Source organism: Desulfobacula sp., from assembly GCF_021107415.1.
The window spans coordinates 1-16,753 of the sequence record NZ_JAIOSW010000207.1 but is presented as its reverse complement, the minus strand read 5'-3'; the positions used below and the strand labels follow the sequence as shown (position 1 = coordinate 16,753).

16 protein-coding genes are annotated in these 16,753 nt (G+C 37.8%); 8 read left to right on the top strand and 8 right to left on the bottom strand.

Features of this window, described 5'->3' with window-relative positions:
- The 4 genes from K8S13_RS11090 to K8S13_RS11075 all read right to left on the bottom strand — a co-directional run.
- A partial coding sequence (locus K8S13_RS11090; RefSeq protein WP_291462511.1) for a flagellar motor protein MotB occupies window positions 1-561 on the bottom strand: 561 nt, incomplete at its 3' end.
- A 17-nt stretch (window positions 562-578) separates the two neighbouring features.
- Window positions 579-1,343 (bottom strand): MotA/TolQ/ExbB proton channel family protein, encoded by a 765-nt coding sequence (locus K8S13_RS11085; RefSeq protein ID WP_291462510.1) that lies wholly within the window; start codon window positions 1,341-1,343, stop codon window positions 579-581.
- Window positions 1,344-1,346: 3 nt separating this feature from the next.
- The gene (locus K8S13_RS11080; protein WP_291462509.1) at window positions 1,347-2,687 is read right to left on the bottom strand and encodes an HD domain-containing phosphohydrolase; all 1,341 of its coding nucleotides are present in this window, start codon (window positions 2,685-2,687) and stop codon (window positions 1,347-1,349) included.
- 29 nt (window positions 2,688-2,716) lie between these two features.
- Window positions 2,717-3,274, bottom strand: a complete 558-nt coding sequence (locus K8S13_RS11075) for an HD domain-containing protein (RefSeq protein WP_291462508.1) — start codon at window positions 3,272-3,274, stop codon at window positions 2,717-2,719.
- A gap of 104 nt (window positions 3,275-3,378) precedes the next feature.
- Here K8S13_RS11075 and K8S13_RS11070 point away from each other — a divergent pair, with 104 nt between their 5' ends.
- Complete coding sequence (locus K8S13_RS11070; RefSeq protein WP_291462507.1) at window positions 3,379-4,407, top strand: LysM peptidoglycan-binding domain-containing protein; 1,029 nt, start codon at window positions 3,379-3,381, stop codon at window positions 4,405-4,407.
- Window positions 4,408-4,448: 41 nt separating this feature from the next.
- Here the strand turns inward: K8S13_RS11070 and K8S13_RS11065 are convergent, their stop codons facing one another.
- Entirely contained in the window at window positions 4,449-6,272 is a 1,824-nt protein-coding gene (locus K8S13_RS11065; protein WP_291462506.1) for a GspE/PulE family protein, read from the bottom strand.
- 253 nt (window positions 6,273-6,525) lie between these two features.
- Here K8S13_RS11065 and K8S13_RS11060 point away from each other — a divergent pair, with 253 nt between their 5' ends.
- Window positions 6,526-7,413, top strand: a complete 888-nt coding sequence (locus K8S13_RS11060; protein WP_291462505.1) for a DMT family transporter — start codon at window positions 6,526-6,528, stop codon at window positions 7,411-7,413.
- 46 nt (window positions 7,414-7,459) lie between these two features.
- On the opposite strand, the gene K8S13_RS11055 is transcribed toward K8S13_RS11060, so the two are convergent.
- The 3 genes from K8S13_RS11055 to K8S13_RS11045 form a co-directional block, all read right to left on the bottom strand.
- On the bottom strand, window positions 7,460-7,648 hold the full coding sequence (locus tag K8S13_RS11055; protein ID WP_291462504.1) for a 4Fe-4S binding protein: 189 nt from the start codon (window positions 7,646-7,648) through the stop codon (window positions 7,460-7,462).
- Window positions 7,649-7,760: 112 nt separating this feature from the next.
- The gene (locus tag K8S13_RS11050) at window positions 7,761-8,735 is read right to left on the bottom strand and encodes a hypothetical protein (protein WP_291462503.1); all 975 of its coding nucleotides are present in this window, start codon (window positions 8,733-8,735) and stop codon (window positions 7,761-7,763) included.
- 3 nt (window positions 8,736-8,738) lie between these two features.
- Window positions 8,739-11,018 carry a cysteine synthase gene (locus K8S13_RS11045; protein WP_291462502.1) on the bottom strand — a complete coding sequence of 760 codons (2,280 nt, stop codon included), beginning with the start codon at window positions 11,016-11,018 and terminating at the stop codon, window positions 8,739-8,741.
- 269 nt (window positions 11,019-11,287) lie between these two features.
- Here K8S13_RS11045 and K8S13_RS11040 point away from each other — a divergent pair, with 269 nt between their 5' ends.
- From K8S13_RS11040 to K8S13_RS11015, 6 genes are all read left to right on the top strand, one after another.
- A complete protein-coding gene (locus K8S13_RS11040) occupies window positions 11,288-13,363 on the top strand; it encodes an LPS assembly protein LptD (protein ID WP_291462501.1) in 2,076 nt (691 codons plus the stop codon).
- Window positions 13,360-13,884: a UpxY family transcription antiterminator gene (locus K8S13_RS11035; protein WP_291462500.1), complete on the top strand. Its 525-nt coding sequence runs from the start codon at window positions 13,360-13,362 to the stop codon at window positions 13,882-13,884. Before K8S13_RS11040 ends, K8S13_RS11035 begins: the two co-directional genes overlap by 4 nt.
- An 82-nt stretch (window positions 13,885-13,966) precedes the next feature.
- Entirely contained in the window at window positions 13,967-14,242 is a 276-nt protein-coding gene (locus tag K8S13_RS11030) for an HU family DNA-binding protein (RefSeq protein WP_291462499.1), read from the top strand.
- 3 nt (window positions 14,243-14,245) lie between these two features.
- Complete coding sequence (gene holB, locus K8S13_RS11025) at window positions 14,246-15,304, top strand: DNA polymerase III subunit delta' (RefSeq protein ID WP_291462498.1); 1,059 nt, start codon at window positions 14,246-14,248, stop codon at window positions 15,302-15,304.
- On the top strand, window positions 15,297-16,088 hold the full coding sequence (locus K8S13_RS11020) for a stage 0 sporulation family protein (RefSeq protein WP_291462497.1): 792 nt from the start codon (window positions 15,297-15,299) through the stop codon (window positions 16,086-16,088). Before holB ends, K8S13_RS11020 begins: the two co-directional genes overlap by 8 nt.
- A gap of 16 nt (window positions 16,089-16,104) precedes the next feature.
- On the top strand, window positions 16,105-16,753 hold a 649-nt coding region (locus K8S13_RS11015), incomplete at its 3' end, for a class I tRNA ligase family protein (RefSeq protein ID WP_291462496.1).

The following is a 16,753-nucleotide window of genomic DNA, read 5'->3' as shown; positions in this document are numbered from 1 at the left end:
ATGCCCTTTTATTTTAACATGGTATGCAAGCTTGGAAAGAACAGCAGCAACTTTTTTTAAAATATCATGTCCTTTTTCAGAAAGCCTGGCCCCCCCCTGTGAAAAAAGCAAAAGATCAGACATGGTAATCACAACACCGTCGTCAGTTTTTGTCACACTGACCTCTCCTCCCAGCTTGTTAAACAAAACAAGTTCCCTGATTTCACTGACGATCTCTTCCATTTCTTTTTCGATCATCCCGCCAAGCTCATCAATCTGCTGATTTTCAGAAGGTTCTTCAGATGGAACCGCATGCATGGTAAGGCCTTCCCTGGTACCTGATTCAGGTACTGCCTGGGCACCTAATGCACTTCTTAATGATTGTACAAGTTCCTTATAGGTCTCTTGCTGGGTGGTACTCATGGCAAAAAGAAGAACGAAAAAGCACATCAAAAGCGTCACAAGATCGGCAAATGTTGCCATCCATGCCGGTGCACCCGCCTTCCCTTCTTTTTTTTCTTCCGGTGGAGGTGCGAGGGATACTTCTTCTTCAGCTTCTGCAGAAGCAACGTCATCAGCCATTTTTTATTCTCTTTTTATTACTTTTTCTCTTTGCTTTCTTGTTTATCACCTACATAAATATTTAGCTTATCTTCCATGAGTTTCGGATGTTCACCTTCTCTTATGGAAATAATTCCTTCAAAAATTATATTCATATTGGTTATTTCTTCTTCATTTCGTCCGGACAGCTTATCAGACATTGGGATAAAAAAAAGATTGGCTATAACAGCCCCGTAGAATGTAGTGATCATTGCAACCGCCATCTTCGGGCCAATGGATGAGGGATCATCCAGATTAGCCAGCATCTGTACAAGCCCGATCAATGTTCCGATCATTCCAAAAGCCGGTGCATAAGCTCCCATGCTGGACAACATATTGGCACCTGTATCAAGATTTTTTTTGGTCAATTTCATCTTTGTTTGCATGATTGCGGCAATATCTGCCGTCTTAACCCCATCCACCGTCATCTGCAGGGCCTGGGCAAGATAGGGGTCACTGGTGCTTTGTATGTCTCCTTCAATGGAAAGAAGACCGCCTTTTCTTGCCTTATTGGAAGTTTCAACCAGGTTGGTTATAATCTCTTCAGGCGACTGAAGTTTAAACATAAAGATCTTCATGACAGCCTTAAATATACTTAAAAAATCCTTAAGAGGATATCCTACCAATGTGGCTGCTATGGTACCCCCCATTACAACTAAAACCGAAGGGATGTTGACAAACGCCATAATCGAACCGCCAAGCAGTATGGTTCCAAGGATAAACCCCATACCGGAGACAACACCTATAATCGAAGCTATATCCATATCTCACGCCCTTATATAAACTATTTCATCAACAGGATATTCCCTGTTATATTTTCTAATCTTATCAATAGCTTCCTTGGTAAGTAAAGTATTTACCGAAAAAAGTTTGGTTCCCGTGTTTGTAAAAAGCGCCGTTCCAAGGGCCATGCCAGGCTCAAGCTGATGAATCCCGACACCTTTTACCCGGTATGAATCAGATCCCATATGAAGCACTGCATATTTTTCAAGCCAGGACACGATAGCAGGATCAAGTCTTGTGCCTGAGAATGCTTCCAGTTTTTCTAAGAATATTTCCAGGGATGAAATACCTTTTTCATCTCTTAATATGTCAAACACATGGGCTCCTGCTAAAATCCTGGACAACAAGGGGATAAATCTTCGTTTTAAACCCTGGGGACTGCCGGTTCCATCTGAATTCTCATTCAAATGCCGAATAATCTCAGCACAATTTTTAAATTCAGTGCAATTTAAAAGAAGATCGGCACCCTTAGCCGGATAATGAACAAAATAATCTTTTTCATAATCAGTCAGTTGATCTTCTGATTTTTGCAATATCAATTCCGGGATAAAAAGAAGTCCAACCTCATGCAACATAGCAGCTTTTCGAATATCCTCCAACTTTTTTTCATCAAATTTAAGCTGTTTGGCAATAAAATGAGCAATATGGGCAACCCGTTCACCATGCCCCCTGTTTTTTTCAACCCTTGTTTGAATCAAATTGGAAATCAGATCTGAAAATCCCTCTATATTGTGAAAAAGAACCTTTTTGATTTTTTTTATCTCTTTTTTTATTCGATTCCGTTCCTGTGTCATTTGGTTGACTTGTTTCAATGCATTGTTCAGCGTGGTTCGTTCTTCATAAAGCTCTGTTTTTGTAATTTTTAACTCTTTTTTAAATTTATCCAGATATCCAAATGTTTTTTCAAGCTTTGAGTCCTGGGTAAGGATTTTTTGATTGAGATGTTTAAACTGCTGATAAATGTTGAACTTTTCTTGAACTTCTTCAATTAAAAAAGGCTTGATTAAAAAATCATCACACCCTTGATGCAGCAGCTTCAGTCTCTTATTAGACTCCGGGTATTCAGATAAAATGAGAAAAACAGCAGGTTTAAAATTAAACTGAATTTTCAAAAACGCATTCATGCCTCTTTTAAAGGCCTGTGATTTATTTATATCCAGGTCAATAAGGATAAGATCCGGCGGCTTTGATTTTGCAAGATCACACCCCTTTATAAAATCATCACATTTTTTAAGAATAAATCCGTTTAGTTTTGAAAATTTCGATAAATCCTCAAAGGTCTTTGAATCATAGATATAAAGTAAAGAAACAAACTCTTTATCCATAACACTCTGAAAAATCAATTAAATTTTGTTTATTCGGAATAATCATTCATCCACCATTCATCCCAACGGGTCTCCATGATACTTTGAGCTATTCGTCTGCCCGTATCTGTTTTAAGTCTTTTAAGGACAATCGGCAACCATTTTTCAGGACCTTTTGCTCCGGTATCATCCATTTTTTTTAATTCAAGGATAAAAGATATCTGATCCGCATCATTAACGAGTTTTGCTTCTTTTGTCTCACCTGAATTAAACTCATCTATTAAATTTTTTATATCATTACCAAAAGAAAGGTGCTTTATCAAATGGGAAATTGCACACGCCTCATCAATAGTTGAATATTTTTTTTCTACATAGTTAAAATCTCCTGTCCTTGCCTCGGCAATATCATGAACCAGGGCCATGGTCACCAGCTTTTCACTATTAATATCCGGATCTATCCTGGCCATGGCAAAGCAGATAAAGGCTGTCATAAAGCTGTGTTCAGCAATACTTTCTTTTCCCGATCCCAGAAAAGCATATCCGGATCTAACAATATCCTTTAATATCCTCACTTCAAATAATAAGTTGGCAATATGTTTCATTTTCATTCCAATTCCTATGATATTCGCAACAATTCTTGACTTTTTATAGGACTATAGTTTAAATAAAGTCAAGAATTCAAGAATAAACCAAGGCAAATCAGGAGGAAAATATGCAAAGTCAGAAAACAATGATAGCAATATTTGTTTTAACTTTTTGGGGATTTGCTTTTTGCTCAACAGGGTTTGCCCAGGATGATAAAGAATTTATTCCGGGAGAAAACTCAGGTTTCTACTATACCATAAAAAAAGGGGATACCCTTTGGGATTTGTCTCAAAAATTTTATAATTCCCAATGGGACTGGCCAGGCCTGTGGGAATTAAATGATGATATTAAAAATCCCCATTGGATATATCCCGGAAAAAAGATACAAATCTTTTTAAAGAAAAAAATTGCGCTTAAACCAAAAATTGTAAAAGTCCAGAAAGTTGAAAAAAAAATTGTTCCCGTCAAGGTTAAGGCCTCTTTTTCTTTTTCCCAAATGGATCATATCGGGTTTATTAAAAAAAAGGCACACCCATCCCTTGGCAATATCATAAAGGAACAGGACGGCAGCCTGATGATGTCTACTAATGATATTATTTTTATAAAACCCTCAGGCAAAGGAACACTTATTCCCGGCAGAGTCTACCACATTTTCACCACCCATAATCTAAAAGAAAAAATTCATGGTCAAACATTTATCGGTGTAAAGCATCTGATCAAAGCACAGGTTAAAATACTTGAACATAAAGTGACTTATGTAAAAGCATTAATCACCAATGCATATAGAGCTGTATATAAAGATGACTTGATTATGGAATATTATAAGCGGGATTCTATTTTAACGGTTCAAGAAAATCCTAACCCTATTGATGCAAGAATTATTTGTTCCGAAGACAATAATATCATGGTTAATGATTACACTATTGCATTTATTGACACGGGAAAAGCCAAAGTTACGCCCGGACAGATATACTCGATTCTTCGGGAAAATGAGACAAAAGACCATACACTCTGGCAACCCCAAAAAAAAGAATCCATTAAACTTGAGAACCTGGAATCCGGAAAACTGATTGTACTCCATACTGAAGACATTTCATCAACCGTAATGATTATGTCTTCAAGTTATGCCATTTACCCGGATGACATGGTAAATTAATTAACCGCTTGTCGATCATTGTTAAAAATTAAGTTTCAAGGCTATATTTGATCCGAAGTAACCCTCAAAATCTCCTGGTAAGTGGTATGCCCTTTAAGCATTCTTTTAATACCATTTTTGCGTAAAAGAACAAGCCCTTCTTCCACGGCTTTTTTTCTTAGTGTTTCCAGTCCTGCATTGGAAGTTGTCAGCTGTTTAAGAGATTCCGAATACGGCATTATTTCATAAATCCCGGACCGTCCCTTATATCCGGTATTTCTGCATTTCACGCACCCTTTCCCATGCTTAAGCTTGACAACACCCTGGGATTTAATTTTAAGTCCAAGGGCAGCAAGCTCTTTTGCATCCATTTCAAACTCCTGGGCACAATAGGGGCAAATTTTCCTGACAAGTCTCTGTGCCACAATGCCATTCAATGATGAGTGGATAAGATAGGGGGGAATACCCAGATCAAGCAATCTGAAAATCGTGGACACTGCATCATTTGTATGAAGTGTGGAAAGAACAAGATGCCCTGTCAATGCAGCCTGGACTGCTGCCTGTGCTGTTTCAAGATCCCTTATTTCACCCACCATAATAATATCAGGGTCCTGGCGGAGTATATTTTTTAATACCGTACTGAATGTCACACCAATCGAGGGCTGTACGGCAATCTGATTGAACTCCTCATGTATCATTTCAATGGGATCTTCAATGGTGGTAATATTGACTTTAGGTGAAGAGAGCAATCTTAAGCTTGAATAAAGAGTCGTAGACTTTCCTGATCCGGTCGGTCCTGTCACAAGAATCATGCCGAACGGCATGGTAATCAATTTTTTATATCTTTTAAAATCATCTTGAAAAAACCCCAGCATTTCAAGATCCTGAAAAATGACATCCGGGTCCATGATTCTCAAGACCACTTTCTCACCAAATGCCACCGGGATGGTAGAAACTCTGATTTCAACCTCAGTATTATCTTTCTCCATTTTAATCCGACCATCCTGGGGCCTTCTTTTTTCAGCCATATCCAGCCGTGAAAGGGTTTTAATCCTGCTGACCACGGCATTGTGAAGTTTTTTGGGAAGCTTATAAACCGTATGAAGCACCCCGTCGATTCTCATACGAACCAGACAGATGTCCCGTTTGGGCTCAATATGGATATCACTGGCCTTCTGATCAAACGAATAGGAAAACAAATGATTAACCGCATTAACAATATGCTGGTCTGTTGAGGGCATATCATCCAGGGATTTTAAACTGACAAATTGTTCCAGGTTGCCGATATCAAGTGTCTTTGTTGAAAAAAGGTCTTCTGCCGCAGAAATGGAATGCCTGAATCCAAAAAATTCATTGATCAATTTTTCAATATCTGATTTTGAACTGACCACAGTCTTTACTTTAAGTTTTGACACCATTTCAACATCGCTGATAGCCTCATAATTAAAAGGATCAGGGGTTGCAACAATCAATTTGCCTTCCTCGACCATCAATGGCAGCAATAAATGTTTTGTGGCAAATGATTTAGAGATAGTCCCTGTCACAAGATTCAGCTCAAGTTTCAATGGATCAATTTTTTTATAGGGGACCTTCCATGCTTCAGCCAAAGTTTTATAAATCAAATCTTCATCAATTCTTTTTGAAGGGTAACCCTTTCTTTCTATTTTAAAATATAAAATAACATCAATAAAAGAAATCAGGGAGGCCTGTTGATCTTTTGACAAATCTTTATTGATTTTTTTTATCGCCTGTTTAAGGAGAAGACTTCTTACCTTGCTCTCTTTTTTTAAAAGATCCCGGGCCTGGTCCTTTGAAATTAATTTTCCTGCCAAAAGAATTTTACAGATATTTTGTGAGGAGAATCTTTTGTCTTTTAAATTCGGCATAAAATCATTTGTCCTGATGAATATAGGGTTAAAATCTTGTCTTCATATATATAATTTATAGCGTATGAAATTGTAAAGGTTTAAGAATTTTTACTTGGGGATAATCACAGGTGAATTTTAAAAATAAATCAAACTTCCTCAACCTTTTTACATCATTCATATAACGCAAGATTTGAATTTGAGGTGTTTTGCTTGACATTTAAACGCTTGTCTGTGCTAATACCAAAATTATTTTTATTTAAAGGATAGAAGTTTGACATATCTCAAATTGATATTTGCTGCTGTTTTCTGGGGAGGAACCTTTATTGCGGGGAAATTAATTTCTCACAATATAGACCCCTCCTCAGCAGCTTTCATACGGTTTTTCATCGCTTCTTTTTTTCTCATCTTTTTAACCGTAAAAATCGAAGGGCACCTTCCCAGGCTTGCCCCTGATAAAATATTTATCGTATTTTTATTGGGTCTTACAGGTATCTTTTCCTATAACCTGTTTTTTTTCTCAGGCCTAAATCATATTCAGGCCAACCAGGCATCACTGATTATTGCCGGCAATCCTATTTTTATCAGCCTTTGTTCTGTTATCTTTTTTAGGGAGCAGCTTAACTTCCTGAAAGTGATTGGGCTTTGTCTGTCAGTCACAGGCGCTTTAATTGTTATTTCAAATGGAAATCTTTTTACTATATTAACACTGGGGATTGGGAAAGGAGAGCTTCTCATCTTTGGATGTGTTGCAAGCTGGGTTGCCTATTCGATCCTGGGGAAAAAAGCCATGAATGATTTATCCCCCATTGTATCAGTCTGCTATTCATCCATTGCAGGGACTCTGCTATTGTTTTTCCCGGCCCTTTTTAAGGGTGTATTTTTGAATATGGCATCCTATAAACCTGTTGAATGGGCGAGTCTGTTCTATCTGGGATTTTTTGGCACAGTGCTTGGATTTCTGTGGTATTATGAAGGGATCAAACAAATCGGCCCGATGAAAGCCGGTATCTTCATTAACGTTGTCCCTGTCAGTGCTATTGTTCTTTCGTTCTTTATTTTAAAAGAACCTTTAACCTTTTCTTTAATTATTGGGGCAGTATTTGTTATTACAGGTGTATACCTGACCAATACTGTCGGCACAAAAAAAAATACCGGGTGATGTAAAGCATCACCCGGTATTTTTATCTATTGTAAGACGTGTTTTCTTAGTCTTCTTCAATTACAATAGCGTCTTCTTCACAAACTTCCACGCAGCTTTCGCAGCCCATGCATTCTTCAGCATTAACTGGAACAGACTTGCCATCTTCCATTTCAAATACTTCCACTGGACATACGTCTACACATTCTTCACAACCAACACATTTTTCGTGATCAACAATTGGGGTAAATGCCATTTTAATAGCCTCCTTAAAAAATTAACATTATTATATTATAAACTCATTCTTTAAATATAATCTGTATAAAAACGCTTTTATAACATTGTATTAATTAAAATCAAGTTTTTTATCACTTTAATTTGATCAGACATACAGGTATATGTTTTTCTGAATAATTAAAGAGTTTATTTATATCATTCCCGGAAAAGAGATTTAATTTAATCTGCCCTGAAAGCGAGCACTTGTCATTCACTTTTGGCATATTGTTTTCCCGGGTTCCATTGCCTTGAATTGCACGCATCAAATAGTCACAAAAATAATGTTGCCATTCACTTTTATTTTCACATTCATTTTCATGCACTTTTATTTTATCAATGTCAAGGGCATTTACAACATCTTTGCAAATAGACTCAAGATAGTCAAATACTGCCTCACTGGTAGTGATGAATAAAGGCTGCCCTCCCCCTTCTTTTTTGAATGCCCCCTTTTGAGCCATACATCCTGACCAGGTATATATCCGCTCACGGGTCATCATATCCCCTGAATCTTTATCGCCATCTGTTTTACTGCCCTTGATATCACTTGAGGGGCTTTCTAATCCGCGCAAAGTTGACATAAGCTTATGGCGAGTTGTATCCAGATTTTTTAACTCCAAATCAATGCGTTCATTTTGTTCATCACACAATTGAGCCATCTTCAAAAACAACAAATCGCGTTGCAGGGCTGATTCATCTGATAAAGCAGTATCTGGATCTCTTTTACCTTCTTTAAACCCTTTGATCCGTGATTTAATGGCTGTCACATTTGTATCACTTGTAAAATAAGGGTTGTCCTTTAAAAGTGATTTAAGATTTACTTTATTTCCTTTATGAATCCGAACCCATTCCAGATATTGTTCAAGTTTTTGTTCAACCGTCTCAAGTTCTTTGGCTGATAAAAAAAACGGAGCGATTTTCCCCTGTTCAAATAACGCCTGTAATACTTGATGATGCTTGAAATCCCGGCTTCCCGGTAAATATTGAAATGACGGGAAAAAAGCTAAAATGGTGTTTAACTGTTTTAAGGTAATATGGGTGAAGGGAAAAAATAAAAATTTATTTGTCATGACTTATGCCTTTTTATCATGAACGCTGATGCCTAAACCTGTTAACTGCTCCCGAATCCTGTCCGCCAGTTCCCAGTCATTTTGCTCTCGTGCGCGTTCACGTTCCTTTATAAGATTTTGGATTTCGCCTGAATATTCTTGTTTTTTGCCAAAACTAAAAATCTTAAGAACCAAATCAATGTCTTTAAAACAATTCACAAGTTTTTGGGCACTATCCGGATCAATTTTGTTCTGATTGATCAGCCTGTTGATGGTTTTCACATTTGCCAGCAAAGAAGAGATGACCCCTGAAATTTTTAAATCATCTTCCATGGATTGAAGAAAAGCCGATTTTATATCATATACCAATTGATCAATCTCTTTAAAATTATCTCCTTCTTTAATCACACTCAAAGTAGTAAGACACCTATTGATTTTATCCAGAGTATATTGAGCCTGTTTCAGGGATTGTTCTGACAGCACTAAGGTTTTTCTGTAATGGTTGGAAATCAACCAGAGTCGAATGGTTTTGAGGGCCCAGCCCTGGTTGACAAGGGTTTCAAGTGTCAGTGTTTCAATATCTGATGCATCTAAAGACCCGTCATAGTGAACCGGATCACAATGCAGCCAGCACCTTGCAAGCGTTGCTCCTTTTGCAGCTCTTGCAATGGCAACTTCGTTTTCATGGTGCGGGAATATAAGTTCCAGGCTGCCGGTTTGAATATCAAAATTTTCTCCCAGAAACTTCATGGCAATGGCCGCACACTGCAAATGAAGTGAAGGACGGACATTACCCCATTGGGTCTTAATCCCCACGCCTCTTTTAAGTTCTGAAAGCCGAACCCGTTTTAACAATGTAAAATCCTTTGGATTACGCTTTTCATACTCGTCAAGATCCACTGTTGCCCCGACTTTTATCTTATCAAGATTAATTCTGGAAAGATCACCATACTCGGGCAGGCTTCCAATATCAAAATAGAGAGAATGCAGTTTTTCATAGGCATGCTGATTTGATTGCAGCTGTTTTGCCACATCAACCATTTCATCAAGATGGTCTGATACTGTTGGATAGGCATCTGCTTTTCGGATATTCAATTTTGATAGATCTTTCCTAAAAAGATCTATATAGGTTTGGGTGAACTTAGAAAGTGACCTCCCTGCCTTCTGTGACCCCTGAATGGTCTTGTCATCATAGTCTGTGATATTAACCACATGATTGACAGCAATATTATGATACTCGATATATCTGACCAGTAAATCCGTAAATGCATATCTTCTGAACTGCCCTATATTGAGCCTTTCATGGACAGTGGGTCCGCAGGTGTATATAGACACTTTTTCTTTTTCAAGCGGTTCAAACCTTACTTTTGATCTTGAAAATGTATTAAAAAGCGACAAGCCGATATGGCTTTTTACAGAGAAAAGATTGGTGGACAGGTACCGTTCTCCGCTGTCTGGAAAGATAACCACGATAAGACCTTGTTTAATTTTATGGGCCTGCTCAATGGCAGCTGCCATTGCTGCGCCACTGCTCATCCCAACAAAAAGTCCTTCTTTTACAGCTAAACTGCGAGCAGCAGCAAAAGCCGTGTCATCATCAATATTCACCTTTTCATCAAGACGGCTTTTCTCCATGATCTCAGGGGTATAAGATTCCTTCATATTTTTCAGACCCTGGATCTTATGCCCGAGGTACGGTTCAACACATACAATCCAAATATCCTTATTATGCTCTTTTAATCTCCTGGAAAGCCCCATAAGCGTTCCACTTGTTCCAATGGTTGCTACAATAGAAGTGACCTTTCCATTGGTCTGCTCAATGATTTCAGGTCCCGTGGTATAATAATGGGCTTTCCAATTGGCTTCATTATTATACTGATCACAAAGAAAATATTTATCCGGATTTTCCCTGGCAAGTCTGTATGCCTCTTCAATTGCGCCATCAGACCCCAGACGTTTGGGGGTTAAAATAATCTGGGCACCCCTTGCGCGCAAAATACTTTTTCGTTCTTCACTTGCATTTTCTGCCATGGTAAGGGCAATTTTATATCCTTTAACCGCACAAATCATGGCAAGTCCGATACCCGTATTCCCGCTGGTTGCCTCGATAACAATTTTGTCTTTGGTCAATTCACCGGATTTTTCCGCCTCGTTGATCATATACAGCGCTGCCCGGTCTTTAACAGAGCCACCGGGATTCATATATTCAAGTTTGGCAAGAATCTTGACCCCTTTTACAGGATTCATCTTTTTTATCTCAACAAGAGGGGTATTGCCAATGGAATCTATAATTGAAAACGTCATTTTTTATTTAACCTTTGTCATGTTGAACTCTCCAAATCATGTATTCAAAACTTGACTTTTAAAGTATAAGATGGCTTTATACAGTAATTTTAACTGATGTGCAATTTTTTACTGGAAAGAACATGGTTAGTTTGTCAAAGCAAAAGTCTTGGCCACTTTTTGTGATATTTGCTTTTTTTTATATATTCATATCAGCCGGGGGGAGCGTAATAGCAAATTCTTTACCCCAAAATCCCGAAGAAATTTCCTGGCATATATCTGCACGGACAGTGACCTTTGACAACAAAAAAAACCTCTATATTGCCGAAAATGATGTAGTGATCACAGGAGGCAAAACCAGGCTTGAAGCAGATTATGTTGAATTCTCAAATAAAACAAAGGATGCCTTTGCACAAGGCAATGTTCTTTTAATAGCCGGTGAAGATTCCATCTCCTGCAATGCAATGAATATCAACCTTACAAGTCAAATCGGTACGATAAACAAAGGCACCATTTTTATCCAGAAAAACAATTTTTATATTAATGGTGAGATTATTAGAAAGACCGGTAAATTTACTTATAGTGCCCAAAAGGGATCCATTACATCATGCACAGGTGATTCTCCTGACTGGAAAATTTCCGGCAAAAATATCAAAGTAACTGTTGAAGGATACGGGGTTGCAAGCCATACCGTTCTTTGGGCCAAGAAGGTTCCTGTTGTCTACAGCCCTTTTCTTGTGTTTCCGGTCCAGACCAAACGCCAGACAGGCCTTTTAATCCCCAGGATATCATCATCTGACCGAAAGGGATTTGAATACGAACAGCCTCTTTTTATCGCTATTTCAAGAAATACCGATGCAACGGTATATGCAGATTACATGTCTGATCGAGGAACAAAATTGGGTACTGAATACCGATATGTTCTGGATAACAAGACAAAGGGGTCAATATTCTTTGATTTTCTTAAAGATGACAAAACAGATGATGGAACCATCAGTACAAAAAACTATAGTTTTTCCACCACCCCTCAAAGAACCAACTCTGACCGCTTCTGGTTCAGGATGAGACACAACCAGGACCTTCCCAATGGAATTACAGCCAAGCTGGATATCGACGTAGTCAGTGATGAAGATTACCTTCATGAATTTCAAGACGGATTTACGGGATATGATGAAACCAAAGAATATTTTGAAAAAGAATTTGGGCGAAGTCTGGATGAATATGATGACAATACCCGAAAAAACTGGTTGAATATCAATAAATCATGGGATAGCTACATATTCAATGTTGATGCTTTGTGGTATGACAATATTTCTGCCCGGCGCCAGAATATTGATGACACAACTTTGCAAACACTTCCAAGCATTCAGTTTGATGCTGCAAAACAGCAAATTGGTCTTTCAAAATTCTTTTATTCTCTTGATACCGAGTATCGATCTTTTTACAGGAAAGATACAAGTGCAACACTTGTGAAAGGGCAACGAGCAGATATCTACCCCAAAGTCTATCTGCCCCTGAAATTTGGCGGTTTTTTTAATTTTGAACCATCTGTTGGTGTAAGGCAAACCGTCTGGCATACCAATGAATTCACGGATATTAACGGCAATTCCGACAGTCTTCGGACAAGACAGATGTATGATATTGGCGCGGAACTATCCACAAAACTGATTAAAATCTTTAATCCCAACAATGAATTTGCTGATAAGATCAAACATGAAATTATCCCGAATATTGAATACGCCTTTACCCCGAGCATCATTCAAAATGATCTGCCGACCTTTGATTCTCTGGACAATATTCCGGAAAAAAATTTACTTACCTGGTCTCTTACCAATCATTTCATTTCCAGAAAATCCAGTTTAACCCCTAAAGGCGAAGAGAGATTAACCTACCGCGATTTTGCATATATCAAAATTTCCCAAAGTTTTGATATCAAAAGGGAAAGGGACAATGAATCAAAACCATTTTCTGATATCCTATTGGATACGGAGCTGAATCTAAATGAGTTTTGTACCCTTGATATGGATCTTTCCTGGTCTCCCTATGACAGCCATTTTAAAACATTAAACATTGGGAATACTCTCAAAGACAATCGGGGTGACAGTTTAAGAACAGAATATCGATATACTAGCAGCTCTTCAGAATCTCTGTATTCAAAGATTGATATCAGCTTAACAGACGAATTAACCGCATATTACTCCATTGAAAAAAACATACAGGAAAATAAAACCGTGGAAACCCAGGCCGGATTCACTATCAATAAATCCTGCTGGTTATTTAGCCTTTATTTTTCAGAATCACGTGGTGAACAGAGTATTACCTTTCTAATAAATCTTCATGGAATCGGAGAATTTGGTACAAAATGATTGAACGATTAAACTGGTTTGCTCTTCTGACAAGAAGTAACTTTGAGCAAATAGTATACACTAGTATTGTGAAAAAAAAAATCCAAGCGTTTTTACCCAAAACAAAAAGGAAAAGCAGGCGGAAAGATAGAAATCTCATGATAGAAATCCCGCTTTTCCCGGGATATGTTTTTGTACAATCAACGTTTGAAGCTGCTGACCAGCTCAATATTTTAAAAACTGTCGGGGCCGTTAGATTATTGGGAAATCAATCCGGACCCGTGCCCGTGCCCGAATCACAGGTTGAATCATTAAAAATCCTTACCAGCGCCAATATGGATCTGATCACTGGAGAAAATGTCCGCATAAAAAAAGGCCAGCCTGTGATAATTTTAGAAGGTCCTATGGCAGGGGTTAAAGGCGAGTTTGCAAGATATAAAGGCAAAGGACGTGTTGTTATCAAAATAGATGTTTTAGGACAATACGCCGGGGTTGAAGTTAAAGAAGATAATGTTGAAAGAGTCCCTGATTTTTTAGCATAACCCCTTGACTTTTTATCAAATTTTAATTAAAGTCCTTATGAAAATAATAAGATTGCAGCATTCAATAATAGAAAGAGGAAGTATGAATAAACTTGAATTGATTTCGACATTAAAAGAGAAAGCAAGCCTGACAAAATCCGAAGCTTCAGAGGTTATTAAAATATTTTTTGACTCGCTTTCCGATTCATTTATAAAAGGAGAAAGGGTTGAAATTAGGGGTTTTTGCAGTTTTTATATAAAAGGGTACAAAAGCTACACAGGCCGAAACCCGAAAACCGGCCAAAAAGTCACCATTCCTCCCAAACGGCTCCCCTTTTTTAAATGTGGGAAAGAACTAAAGGAGCGGGTAGATTATTAACAAATGGTTATTGATCAAACCATGTCTGATTTTGATCAAATGCAATACCAAGCGGAAACCGTATCCGAGTTAACTATCATCATTCAGGCAAAAAAAATTCCAAATGCCCTTCTTTTCTTTGGAAATGAGAATACAGGAAGAAAAAAAGCGGCATTTTTCTTTGCTAAGGGGTGTAATTGTTTGAAAGGGACGGGACTTGCTTGCAACGATTGTAAATCGTGCCGTAAAATAAATGCAAAAAGTCATCCCGATATCCTAAGTATCAACCCTCTAAAAGACAAAAAAATAATCTCCATATCCCAGATCCGTGAAATGGGATTAGCAATTTCATCCAGGCCCAATGAAGCCAAATTCAGAATGGTATTAATATTAAATGCAGATCTAATGAATATCCAGGCCCAGAACGCATTATTAAAAATGCTTGAAGAGCCCCCTGAAAAAACATTTTTCATCCTCATTGCCAGCAAGATATCTTTATTTCTTCCAACCATTATTTCAAGATGCCGTAAAATCAGATTTAAACCGTTGACCAACGAATTCATTGAGCAATACCTGATCAATGAATTCAAAACTGACAAGCAAATGGCGGCAATTGCATCGAAAACTGCCGATTCTGATCTTAGAAAGGCAATGATGTATTTGAATTTAACTTTGGATGATAAAGCAAAAAAGATTGACTGGATCAAAAAAAGAAAGTGGCTGCTTAAAACCCTTGCCGGCATAATTCAAGCTGACACGAATCACGACATATCAAAAGGATTGATGCTTTCACAAAAGTTGAGCTTGTATCCCGACCTAATTGATGATGCCATTGCCATTATGAAAACGTTTTTCCGGGATCTAATGGTTTTTAAATTTCATCCCAAAAAAATAGTTAATCTTGATTTTTCTGACGCTATTATAGATATTAGTCAAATGGCTGGAACAAAAAAAAAATGTGAGTGGATCAAAGATCTTTATGAAACGGAAAAAAGACTGGCATCAAACTGCACATTAAGATTAACATTGGATAGATTTTTCCTTAAAATTATTACGAACAAAGGAAAGTTAATTTATGATTAAAGTTGCTGGCGTTAAATTTAAAACAGCAGGGAAAATATATGACTTCAAAAGCAATGCTTTTGTGCTGAAAGAAGGAGACTCTGTAATCGTAGAAACCGAGCAGGGTCTTGGATTTGGCAAAATCGCCATCCCTCCCGTTGAAGTTGAAAATGTGGAAAAAAAATTAAAGCAGATTATCCGTGTTGCCACCAAAGAAGACTGTCTTAGAAGAGAAGAAATAAAAAAACTTGAAAAAAGAGCCTTTGATTTTTGCATCCAATGCATTACTGATTTAGATCTTTTCATGAACCTGTTCAGCGTTGAAAGCACATTTGATCGAAACAAATTAACTTTTTTCTACACTGCTGACGGCAGGATTGATTTCAGAGAATTAATCAAACTTCTGGTAAAAGAATTCACTATTCGGATTGAAATGCGTCAGGTCGGGATTCGCAATCTTTCAAAACATTGCGGTGGTATTGGCAAATGCGGAAGAGAACTTTGCTGTTCTTCTTTTATGCATACCTTTGAACCGGTTTCCATCAAAATGGCCAAAGAGCAGGGACTGTCATTGAATCCCACAAAAATTTCCGGGGTTTGCGGCAGACTGATGTGCTGTCTGACCTTTGAAAATGAAACCTATAAAAGCCTTAAACGCGAAATGCCCAAACTGGGTAAAAGAATCACCATAGAAGAAGGTAAAGGAAAAGTTATCAGGCAGAATGTGTTAAAAGAGAGTATCACTATTCGTTTAGAAAATAATACCGAAATAGAAAAAACCATCCAACAACTGGCGAGGCAATAACAGGATCTACAAAATAATGAAAGCAAAAAAGCAATTTTTTACAACCCCCATATATTATGTCAATGCCAAGCCCCATCTGGGGCATGCATACACCTCCATCGCTGCTGATGTTGCAACAAGATTCAAACAGATGGATGATCATGAAACTTTTTTTCTAACCGGAACAGATGAACACGGAGATAAAATTGTTCAGGCAGCCCAAAGCCAGAAAACAACGCCAAAAGAATATGCAGACAATATCAGTAAGCTTTTTCAGGATCTATTGCCAATATTAAATGTCAAAAATGATCATTTTATCAGAACAACAGATCCGGATCATATCAAGGTGGTCAGCGATGTTCTTTTAAAAATTTATGACTCAGGAGATATCTATTTTTCAAGCTATGAGGGGCTGTATTGTTTTGGATGTGAACGGTTTTACCAGGAAAGAGAACTTGTCGACGGCAAATGCCCGGACCATGGCGTTGCGCCCAAGGTTATCAAGGAATCCAATTATTTTTTCAAAATGAGCAAATACCAGGAATGGCTTATCAACCACATCAAAACCAATCCTGATTTTATCCGGCCTGCACAATACAAAAATGAAATTCTTTCTTTTTTAAAGGAACCTTTGGAAGATCTTTGCATTTCCCGTCCAAAATCCCGGCTGACCTGGGGAATCACCC